Raw genomic sequence first — 8,325 nt, 5'->3', positions numbered from 1 at the left:
CCCTCAATTGAGGGGCTCGGAATGGGTGATCAACGGAAAGAAAAACGGCAGGCCAGCGTCCTTTTTCAGACGCGGTAAGACAAAATGTCGTACACACTGAACCATACATCCTCCCGGCAAATTGTCCGCGATTATACTCAGCTCCGTTATGGGATCAAGCGAAAAATGCACTATTTATTCATCGCAAACGGTTCTTATGAATTTTAATTCATTTTGAATAGATAATTAATCTGTTTATGGACCAGGCCGGTTCGCTGTACCACCCGCGGCGCGACCCAGACAATACTGCTACCGGCAATGACGCCGAGAATTTCTGGCAACGCGTGATAATCGAGGATTCTGGCTACGGCGCGACCATAGCCTGCCGCCGTGTGGATGAGGATAAACTCGCTATTGTGTTCCACGCTGACCACCATTTCAGCAATCGATCGGGCAGCATCAGGCGCGGGTCGTGATTGCGGATTTACAGAATAAATTTTTTGCCCTTTTGTATTTCTTATTTTTATAGCACCGAGCAGTTTCAGCAGACGAGATACCGTTGACTGGCTAATCCCGGTGAAACCATGGTGTTGTAGATCGCGGCGAAGTGCTTCCTGAGACAGGTAGCTTTTTTCGCTAATCAGGCGCTGACAAATCGCCAACTGTTTCTGCTCTTTGGTCGAGTAATCATCGAATTCCTTCATAAAAACACCCTAAATTTATCATTTGTATCAATGCGATGGCGAAATTCACCACATTTGCAGTATCAATAACGGCTCAAACGGGCGGTTGTGCAGAAAAACGAGAGCGCGCTCAAAAAAGCCGTCGGGATCCGACGGCCAACAGGACTACAGCATCGCGCCGATACTCAGAACAACCATGTTCAGCACCGTCAGAATTAGCAGCAGTGGTGCGACCCATTTCAGATAGCGCACATAAGGAACACGAGCGATAGCCAATCCTCCCATCACAACCGCTGAGGTGGGGGTAATCAGATTCACAATGCCGGAAGCGGATTGATACGCGGTGACGACCAGATCCCTTTGCACATGGGCGAAGTCAGCCAGCGGGGCCATAATGGGCATCGTGAGTACCGCCAGGCCAGACGAGGAAGGGACCAGGAAGGAGAGCAAGACTTCCAGCCAGTAAGTCACATTGATGAAAATGGTGGTGGACAGACCGGAGACTAAATTTTCGGCGCTGTGCAAAATGGTGTGGGTGATCATGCCGTTGTCCATCACCACGACGATACCGCGCGCAATGCCGATAATCAGCGCCACGCCGAGCAGATCCCGAGCCCCGTCAATGAAGGTACTGGTGAATGCCTCTTCACTCATGCGGGCAATCACGCCGACGATAATCGCAGATGCCAGAAAAACCCCAGATATTTCCGCCATCCACCAGCCGAGCACCGCGACGCCATAAATCATCACTGCAAAGGCGGCGGCGAATATCAGCAGGATCCACTTACGCGTAGCCGTGAATTCAAGATTGGTATTGGCGCGACTACCGAGAAAATGGGCACGGTTTTCCTCCATTTTATCGGCCACGATGGAAAGCTCAGGATGGCTGCGAACTTTCCGCGCATAGCGCATGACCCATATCACACAGATTACATAGCCGACGACCAGCAGCAGAATGCGCAACAGCATTCCCTGGGTGAAGGGGATCCCGGCGGCGTTAGCGGCGATAACTGTTGCGAAAGGGTTGATTGTTGAACCGAGGGTGCCGATGCCTGCGCCAAGCAAAACGGTTGCAGCAGCAACCAGTGGATCAAAGCGCGCAGCCATCATGACCGGAACCAATAAGGTGTAGAAAGGGAGTGATTCTTCCGCCATGCCGTAAATCGTGCCTCCGGCGGCGAAAAGTCCCATCAGGATGGGGATCATCCACTCTTCTTTGCCGTTCAGCCTGACCGTCACGCGTTCGATTCCTGCGTCGATGGCGCCCGTTTTGTTTACCACGCCGAGAAACCCGCCAATAATCAGGACAAACAACGCCACATCAATCGCGCCTGCGGTGTAGGTTTCGTGGTTATAAAGCCCGTCAATCGGAGCCAGCAGTACAGCCGTTAAACCTTGTGGATGCGCCTCTGTTGGGGCATAGGTACCGGCAACCGGCACTTCTTTGCCCAGGGTGGCATTCATCGCCATCTGGTATTTCCCGGTAGGGACAATCCAGGTCATAACGGCGACGAGCGCAATAAGAATAAACAGGATGGTATACGCGCTGGGAAATTTGAATTTGCCCATGATGTTCTCCGGATAGCTTGGGCATATGCCGCCAGGCGACACATGCCCGCTGGGGTTAGTCGCCGAGTGTCGCTACCATGACCGCTTTGATGGTATGCATCCGGTTTTCTGCTTCGTCGAAGACGATGGAATGCGCTGACTCAAATACCTCCTCCGTGACTTCAAGCCCTTTCAGGCCGTAAGCCGCTTCGATTTCACGGCCCACTTTGGTGTGCTCGTTATGGAAGGCGGGCAGGCAGTGCATGAATTTCACATTGGGATTGCCGGTTGCATCGATGACCTGCTGGTTAATTTGATAAGGCGTCATCAGGCTGACGCGTTCTGCCCACGCCTCTTTGGGTTCCCCCATCGAAACCCAGACATCGGTGTAGAGAAAGTCCACGTCGTAAACGCCTTCCTCAACATCCTCTGTGAGCGTAATGCGCGCGCCCGTCACGCTGGCGATTTCACGGCATTCGGCAACCAGCGCCTCGTCCGGCCAGAAGGATTTCGGTGCGACCAGACGAATATCCATCCCCATTTTCGCCGCGCCGACCATCAGCGAATTGCCCATGTTATTGCGGGCGTCACCGAGGTAAGCGAAGCTCAGTTCGGGTAAGGTTTTACCCGGGGCGTGTTCCAGCATGGTCATCAGATCCGCGAGGATCTGCGTAGGGTGGAATTCATTCGTCAGCCCGTTCCAGACCGGCACACCAGCGAACTGCCCCAGTTCTTCCACGATCTCCTGGCCGTAGCCGCGGTATTCAATACCGTCATACATGCGACCTAACACGCGGGCGGTATCTTTCATCGACTCTTTATGACCAATCTGCGAGCCGCTTGGGCCAAGGTAGGTCACCTGTGCGCCCTGATCGAAAGCGCCGACTTCAAAGGCGCAGCGGGTGCGAGTTGACGTTTTTTCGAAGATTAGCGCGATATTTTTACCGACCAGCGTTTGCCTTTCGCGCCCGGCTTTTTTCGCCGTTTTTAACTCGATAGCCAGATCGATCAGGTACTGGATTTCCGTTGGGGTGTAGTCCAGCAATTTGAGAAAATTGCGATTTTTCAGGTTAACAGTCATGAAAATATCCTTATGTAGGCTGGATAAGGCTTCGCTTTACCCAGCAAAAAAAGCCTTAAGCGTTAACATCAGTGGCTTCGCGCCGAATTAGCGTGCCTTTGTCACCGGCGAGAATGGCCGAACCGTCAGCCAACGAGCCGATGCCAGCAATCCCGTGACAGTGAGAGACAAATTCCGCGCAAGCGGTGACTTTGGGGCCCATTGAACCGGCGTCGAATTGCATTTCGCCGAGCCGTTCCGGCGAAACCTGGGCCAGCGGGCGCTGGGTAGGTTTGCCCCAGTCGAGATACACCGCATCGGCATCGGTCAGGATCAGCAGCGCATCGGCGTGGATTTGTTTGGCGAGCAGGGCGGCGGAGAGATCTTTGTCGATCACCGCTTCAATACCGTGGTAGCCATCGGCTTTTTCCACCACCGGTACGCCGCCACCGCCGTTGCAGATAACCAGATGATCGCGGGCGATCAGTGTGCGAATGGCGTCACTTTCCACGATACGTTTGGGTTGTGGAGAGGGCACAACACGGCGGAATGCTTTACCATCGGCTTTGAAAACCCAGCCTTTTTCCGCCTGTAACGCGTGGGCCTGGGGTTCGTCATAAATCGGCCCGATATATTTGGTGGGATTGCTGAAGGCCGGATCGTGGGCATCGACTTCAACCTGAGTCAGCAGGACACTAATTTCACGCTGTGGGAGCTGGTTTTTCAGGGCCTGTTGCAGCATATAGCCAATCATTCCCTGACTTTCTGCGCCGAGAATATCGAGCGGATAGGGGGTGACGTTGGCATAAGCACTGTTTTGTAACGCCAAAAGTCCAACCTGCGGGCCATTGCCGTGTACCAGAATTACGCGCCACTGCTGCGTGAGTTGAGCGAGAGTTCTTGCCGCCAGCTCAATATTCTTGCGTTGGATGTCGGCTTCCAGCGGTTCGCCGCGTTTGAGTAGCGCATTGCCGCCCAGCGCCACAACCAGGGTAGGTTTGTTTTCCATAACGTCTCCTTAAATACCGTCGCGTTCCAGCGGACAACTCATGCAGCGCGCACCGCCGCGCCCACGTCCCAGTTCGTCGCCAGGAATGGGTAAAACAGTGATGCCAGCTTTGTCGTATTTCTCGTTGGTCCAGATGTTGCGTTCGTAGCCCACCACAACCCCGGGGCGCAGCGTCAGAACATTGTTCGCGTCATTCCACTGTTCGCGTTCAGCTTCGAAGGCGTCGCCACCGGTGGTGATCAGATTGATCTGGTCGAGGCCAAGTGCTTTTTCGAGGGCATGTACCAGCGTACTTTCCTGGGTGCGTTTCAGGCCGCCACGCCCGTCTGGTGTCAGGGTCCAGCACTGGACATCCGGGCGCACCACTTCCGGGTAGACGGAGAAGGTATCGATATCGATGTGGGTCATGACGGTATCGAGGTGCATACAGGAGCGATGTTTCGGCAGTTCGACTGCGATGACGCGTTCTGCCTGGCGATGCTTAAATAGCGACTGGGCAAGGAACTCAATGCCCTGCGGCGTGGTACGTTCCGACATACCGATGAGAACTGCGCCGCGACCAATGACCAGCACATCTCCACCTTCTAATGTGGCGTGGTCGTAATTAATATTTTCATCGCCGAAATATTTAATAAACTCACCATCGGCAAATTGTGGATGCCAACGGTAAATCGCCCGCAAGTTATTAGTTTCTCGTTGACGTGCAGTTTTTGCCATCGGATTAATGGATACGCCGTTATATATCCAGCATGAGGTGTCGCGGGTAAATAAGTGGTTTGGTAATGGCTTCATAATAAAGTCATTAATATCGTGAGTATCGACCACCATATTTTTGATTGAGGCAGGAATTTCTCCGTATGTCAGCCCACCGCTTAAATGTCGGGCGAGCTCCCGGTGCTGCATATCTGCAAGCCAGGCGCGAATATCCGTGGCGAAAGCGGGGCCAAGGCGATAATCAGAAATTTGTGTATCCAGTAGCCAGCTTTTGGCATCGGGGATATCCAGAGTTTGTGTCAATAAATCAGTGAGTAACAGAACCTCAATTCCCTGTTGACGTAACGTGTTGGCGAAAATGTCATGCTCTTCTCCTGCACGTTCTACCGAAAGAACATCATCAAAAAGCAGTTCCTGGCAATTTGACGGCGTCAGCCTTTTTAGGCTGAGGTTAGGGCGATGTAGCATTACGCTACGTAATTGACCGATTTCAGACCCGACATAATGCTTTTCCATCATTATTCCTTTAATACGATTTTAAAAAATAAAGAGGAGATGCCTGCAAATAATGTTTATTGCAGTCATGATTTTTCAGCTGATTTCAGAATCTATATTTAGATCTTATCTGATAGAGAAACGTGATTCATTTCACAGTCAGGTCGATGTTTTGCATTTGTTGTTTAATTTATGAGATGGCTCTGAGAATTTAAAAAATAAAAACATGAATAATTGAATTACTACGCAGGAATATGTCTTGTTATTTAACTGTGTTAATTTTATGTACATATCTAAATATTTAATAAATTAAATAGTGCGTTGATTTTTATATGTTTTTCTATATTTAATGAATTTTTATGCGAATCTATTATTTTATTATTTGTGCTGTAAGGTTTATTTCAAAATAAATATGACGATGAAGAAAGATAACGAAGGAGACGTAAACTGTGATCGATTGCTGGTTTTTCTAACAAAGCTTTCTATAACAGTGAGTTAGTGACTGAGTTGAAAAGTATGAGACGAAAGTTATGCAGAGTTTATGCATAACCTGTTGCTGGCTATTAGCAATTATTTAACATCATCAGCGATAAACATGCGTTGACGCAAAATATCGGCAAATAGCAGTGGTATGGCAGACCGTTTTTTCGTATAACAACTAAAATGAAACGATGTTTTAATTAAGGGGTTTGAAATGATTGTCGGCAATATTCACAACCTGGATGCCTGGCTGCCGGAAGAGCTGCGTCAGGCGATTGAGCACATTAAAGCGCACGTGACGGATGCGACGGAAAAGGGTAAACACGACATCGATGGCGAACGTCTGTTTTATCTGATTGCTGAAGATATGACGGAGCCGTTTGCGCAGCGCCGCGCCGAATATCACGCTCGCTATCTGGATATTCAGATCCTGCTCAAAGGTCAGGAAGGCATGACTTTCAGCACGCAGCCTGCGGGCGCACCGGAAACTGACTGGTTGGCGGATAAAGATATCGCCTTCCTGCCGGAAGGCGAACAGGAGAAAACGGTGGTGCTGAACGAAGGTGACTTCGTCGTCTTTTATCCGGGCGAAGTGCATAAACCGCTGTGCGCGGTCGGCGCTCCGGCACTGGTACGCAAAGCCGTGGTGAAAATGCGGGTAGCATAAACCAGTTTGCCGGGTGCGACTTACCCGGCCTACGGAAGTACGATGGTAGGCCGGATAGGGTGCGTCAGCATCGCCATCCGGCAATTCAATCACGCAATGCTATGATTTGGAAAGCGTCGCGACCATCACCGCTTTGATGGTGTGCATTCGGTTTTCCGCCTGATCAAATACGATACTGGCGGGTGACTCAAAGACCTCGTCGGTCACTTCCATGCCGCCGTGCAGACCATATTCCTGCGCCATTTGTTTGCCAAGCGTGGTTTGATCGTCATGGAACGCGGGCAGGCAGTGCAGGAATTTCACCTGCGGATTGCCGGTCAACGCCATCATCGCGCTATTAACCTGGTACTTACGCAACTGCGCAATACGTTCGGCCCATTTCTCTTTCGCTTCGCCCATCGATACCCAGACGTCGGTATAGATGAAGTCCGCGCCTTTCACGCCCGTGGCGACATCTTCGGTTAGCGTTATATTGCCGCCGTTTTTCTGTGCCAGCGCTTTACACTCCGCAACGAGGCTTTCTTCCGGCCAGCAGGCCTGGGGCGCGACCAGACGCAGATCCAGTCCGGTTAACGCAGCGGCTTCCAGCATGGAATTGCCCATATTGTTGCGGGCATCGCCGGTGTAGACCAGCACCATCTCATTAAACGCTTTACCCGGCAGGTGTTCCTGCATCGTGAGTAAATCCGCCAGCAACTGGGTGGGGTGAAATTCGTTGGTTAATCCGTTCCAAACCGGAACTCCGGCATATTCCGCCAGCGTCTCGACAATTTCCTGACCGTGGCCCCGATACTGAATACCGTCGTACATACGACCGAGTACGCGGGCGGTGTCTTTGATCGACTCTTTATGACCAATCTGGCTGCCGCTCGGCCCGAGATACGTCACGCGCGCGCCCTGATCGTATGCGGCAACTTCGAAAGAGCAACGGGTGCGGGTTGAGTCTTTTTCGAAGATGAGCGCGATGTTTTTACCGGTGAGTTTAGCGACCTCGGTACCGTTTTTCTTATCCGTTTTGAGCTGCGCGGCGAGCTGGAGCAGTGACGTGAGTTCAGCAGAGGTGAAATCAAGCAGTTTCAAAAAATGTTTCTGATAAAACGCAGACATAGTTCCCTCACATGGCTTAGGCCATTTATTGAATTAAAATTCAATTTATATGGATGTTTATTCATTTGCAACCTTGTTTAACAAATCTTTCCTGGAAAGGTGGAGGCAATGACAGCGGTATGTGACAATAAGAGTATCGGCAGGACATTATGAGGAATGAGCCATGGCAAACCCGGAACTACTGGAAGAACAGCGTGAAGAAACGCGCTTGATTATTGAAGAGTTACTCGAAGATGGCAGCGATCCAGACGCGCTGTACACCATCGAGCATCACCTTTCCGCGGACGACTTTGAAACCCTGGAAAAAGCGGCAGTAGAAGCCTTCAAGCTGGGTTATGAAGTGACCGAGCCGGAAGAGCTGGAGGTGGAAGAGGGCGACACGGTTATTTGCTGTGACATCCTGAGCGAATGTGCTCTGAATGCCGAGTTGATCGACGCTCAGGTTGAGCAACTGATGAACCTGGCTGAAAAATTTGATGTGGAATACGACGGTTGGGGCACCTATTTTGAAGACCCGAACGGCGAAGAAGGTGAAGACGGCGACGATGAAGACCTCGTCGACGAAGATGATGACGGCGTGCGT

10 protein-coding genes and 1 pseudogene are annotated in these 8,325 nt (G+C 51.2%); 3 read left to right on the top strand and 8 right to left on the bottom strand.

The window, feature by feature from the left end; translation table 11 throughout:
• Nucleotides 1–105: pseudogene (gene pyrL, locus FDW87_RS20105) on the bottom strand (pyr operon leader peptide); the annotation flags it as partial.
• Here pyrL and FDW87_RS20100 point away from each other — a divergent pair.
• Entirely contained in the window at nt 85–207 is a 123-nt protein-coding gene (locus FDW87_RS20100) for a hypothetical protein (protein WP_085951096.1), read from the top strand. The pseudogene pyrL and the gene FDW87_RS20100 overlap by 21 nt on opposite strands.
• On the opposite strand, the gene FDW87_RS20095 is transcribed toward FDW87_RS20100, so the two are convergent.
• From FDW87_RS20095 to arcA, 5 genes are all read right to left on the bottom strand, one after another.
• Entirely contained in the window at nt 204–683 is a 480-nt protein-coding gene (locus tag FDW87_RS20095; RefSeq protein ID WP_003839609.1) for an arginine repressor, read from the bottom strand. The genes FDW87_RS20100 and FDW87_RS20095 overlap by 4 nt on opposite strands.
• 144 nt (nt 684–827) lie before the next feature.
• Nucleotides 828–2,231: a YfcC family protein gene (locus FDW87_RS20090; RefSeq protein WP_137380102.1), complete on the bottom strand. Its 1,404-nt coding sequence runs from the start codon at nt 2,229–2,231 to the stop codon at nt 828–830.
• A gap of 55 nt (nt 2,232–2,286) precedes the next feature.
• The gene (argF, locus tag FDW87_RS20085) at nt 2,287–3,291 is read right to left on the bottom strand and encodes an ornithine carbamoyltransferase (RefSeq protein WP_016155572.1); all 1,005 of its coding nucleotides are present in this window, start codon (nt 3,289–3,291) and stop codon (nt 2,287–2,289) included.
• Nucleotides 3,292–3,346: 55 nt separating this feature from the next.
• Complete coding sequence (arcC, locus tag FDW87_RS20080; protein WP_137380101.1) at nt 3,347–4,279, bottom strand: carbamate kinase; 933 nt, start codon at nt 4,277–4,279, stop codon at nt 3,347–3,349.
• Between the two features lie 9 nt (nt 4,280–4,288).
• Complete coding sequence (gene arcA, locus FDW87_RS20075; protein WP_019078252.1) at nt 4,289–5,509, bottom strand: arginine deiminase; 1,221 nt, start codon at nt 5,507–5,509, stop codon at nt 4,289–4,291.
• 673 nt (nt 5,510–6,182) lie between these two features.
• Here arcA and FDW87_RS20070 point away from each other — a divergent pair.
• A complete protein-coding gene (locus tag FDW87_RS20070) occupies nt 6,183–6,635 on the top strand; it encodes a YhcH/YjgK/YiaL family protein (RefSeq protein ID WP_016151499.1) in 453 nt (150 codons plus the stop codon).
• Nucleotides 6,636–6,734: 99 nt separating this feature from the next.
• On the opposite strand, the gene argF (FDW87_RS20065) is transcribed toward FDW87_RS20070, so the two are convergent.
• Together argF (FDW87_RS20065) and FDW87_RS23355 are read right to left on the bottom strand one after the other, a co-directional pair.
• Nucleotides 6,735–7,742 (bottom strand): ornithine carbamoyltransferase, encoded by a 1,008-nt coding sequence (gene argF / locus FDW87_RS20065; protein ID WP_016155574.1) that lies wholly within the window; start codon nt 7,740–7,742, stop codon nt 6,735–6,737.
• A complete protein-coding gene (locus tag FDW87_RS23355; protein ID WP_370916541.1) occupies nt 7,712–7,807 on the bottom strand; it encodes a hypothetical protein in 96 nt (31 codons plus the stop codon). The genes argF (FDW87_RS20065) and FDW87_RS23355 overlap by 31 nt, the downstream gene beginning before the upstream one ends.
• A 98-nt stretch (nt 7,808–7,905) precedes the next feature.
• On the opposite strand from FDW87_RS23355, the gene rraB reads away from it, so the two are divergent.
• The coding region (gene rraB, locus FDW87_RS20060) for a ribonuclease E inhibitor RraB (RefSeq protein WP_137380124.1) at nt 7,906–8,325 on the top strand (420 nt) is incomplete at its 3' end.

Origin of the sequence: Citrobacter sp. wls826, from assembly GCF_005281245.1 — a bacterium.
GTDB lineage: Bacteria > Pseudomonadota > Gammaproteobacteria > Enterobacterales > Enterobacteriaceae > Citrobacter > Citrobacter braakii.
Note: the sequence above shows the minus strand (reverse complement) of the source record. Positions and strands in the feature narration are given on the sequence as shown.

Bases quoted from the DNA above. Each gene is read 5' to 3' on its own strand.
- FDW87_RS20100 (WP_085951096.1), top strand. From the start codon at position 85: ATGTCGTACACACTGAACCATACATCCTCCCGGCAAATTGTCCGCGAT.
- FDW87_RS20095 (WP_003839609.1), bottom strand. From the start codon at position 683: ATGAAGGAATTCGATGATTACTCGACCAAAGAGCAGAAACAGTTGGCG.
- FDW87_RS20090 (WP_137380102.1), bottom strand. From the start codon at position 2,231: ATGGGCAAATTCAAATTTCCCAGCGCGTATACCATCCTGTTTATTCTT.
- argF (WP_016155572.1), bottom strand. From the start codon at position 3,291: ATGACTGTTAACCTGAAAAATCGCAATTTTCTCAAATTGCTGGACTAC.
- arcC (WP_137380101.1), bottom strand. From the start codon at position 4,279: ATGGAAAACAAACCTACCCTGGTTGTGGCGCTGGGCGGCAATGCGCTA.
- arcA (WP_019078252.1), bottom strand. From the start codon at position 5,509: ATGGAAAAGCATTATGTCGGGTCTGAAATCGGTCAATTACGTAGCGTA.
- FDW87_RS20070 (WP_016151499.1), top strand. From the start codon at position 6,183: ATGATTGTCGGCAATATTCACAACCTGGATGCCTGGCTGCCGGAAGAG.
- argF (WP_016155574.1), bottom strand. From the start codon at position 7,742: ATGTCTGCGTTTTATCAGAAACATTTTTTGAAACTGCTTGATTTCACC.
- FDW87_RS23355 (WP_370916541.1), bottom strand. From the start codon at position 7,807: ATGAATAAACATCCATATAAATTGAATTTTAATTCAATAAATGGCCTA.